Origin of the sequence: Shewanella sp. 11B5, assembly GCF_002836795.1 — a bacterium.
Lineage (GTDB): Bacteria > Pseudomonadota > Gammaproteobacteria > Enterobacterales > Shewanellaceae > Shewanella > Shewanella frigidimarina.
The window spans coordinates 1-1,013 of sequence record NZ_PJAP01000003.1; the positions used below are offsets into that span (position 1 = coordinate 1).

Here is a 1,013-nt window from a genome sequence, read left to right on the forward strand (position 1 = left end):
ATTGTGCTTATGGTTGCATTGAACAGAAAAGGGGTCAGTTCAATTTTACCTTACGGTTTACTAGGTTTTATTTTATGGGTCGCCGTATTGAAGTCTGGTGTACACGCGACATTGGCAGGTGTAATTATTGCATTTTGTATTCCTTTACGTGCAAAGGATGGTACTTCACCATCGGAACATTTAGAGCATAAGTTGCATCCTTGGAGCACCTTTATGATCCTGCCCGTGTTCGCTTTTGCTAATGCTGGTTTGTCATTAACGAATATGACTTTAGATTCATTTGCTGAACCCATTACCTTAGGCATTATTATGGGTCTGTTGCTCGGTAAGCCGATTGGGGTGCTGTTATTCAGTTATTTAGCCGTGAAGCTTAAGTTAGCAGAACTACCACCAGGGATTGGTTGGAGACACATTATTCCTGTTGCAGTGATGTGTGGTATCGGATTTACTATGTCAGTGTTTATTGCTTCGTTAGCGTTTGAACATTCACCTGCGGCATATGGTGATTATGCAAGACTTGGTATTTTAACAGGATCGTTATTAGCAGCACTAATTGGTTATTTTTGGTTAGCCAAAGTACTGCCTGAAACAGGAGAAAAACATGAAACTCACTAAATTATCTTTGGGAATGTTGTTAACGTTGTTTGTTATTCCCGCATCGGCTGAATCGTTCAATGTTTGTCTAAAATCATCTGAGTCACCCACTTGCCAAAGTTATCTAGAAGGTGTGGTAGATGGCGCCTTGATGTACCGAGATGGTCTGGCTAAGAAAAGAATCGAGCCAAATGATTATGAGTCAAGAGCACTAAAGTACCGAGCCGGAAAGCGTTATCAAACGGCAAACGTAAATTATTGTGCTAGTCATATACCGGTAAAATCTGAAATAGTATCAGCACTCGCTGAGCAAGTGTCGTTAAGCAATGTCAGTAATAGCGCTGAGCTAGAGTCTGTTATTACTAGTTTGATGGACTGCCGCCAGAGTAAGTAAACCGCAACATTAATTAACGCAGCCG

2 protein-coding genes are annotated in these 1,013 nt (G+C 41.2%); both read left to right on the forward strand.

Annotated elements, in window-relative coordinates; translation table 11 throughout:
- The coding region (nhaA, locus tag CXF78_RS00040) for a Na+/H+ antiporter NhaA (RefSeq protein ID WP_102035643.1) at window positions 1-615 on the forward strand (615 nt) is incomplete at its 5' end.
- On the forward strand, window positions 602-988 hold the full coding sequence (locus CXF78_RS00045; RefSeq protein ID WP_102035644.1) for a hypothetical protein: 387 nt from the start codon (window positions 602-604) through the stop codon (window positions 986-988). The genes nhaA and CXF78_RS00045, both read left to right, overlap by 14 nt.
- Window positions 989-1,013 lie beyond the last annotated feature (25 nt).

Excerpts from the sequence above, each read along its gene's own strand:
- CXF78_RS00045 (WP_102035644.1), top strand. The coding sequence starts at position 602 with ATGAAACTCACTAAATTATCTTTGGGAATGTTGTTAACGTTGTTTGTT.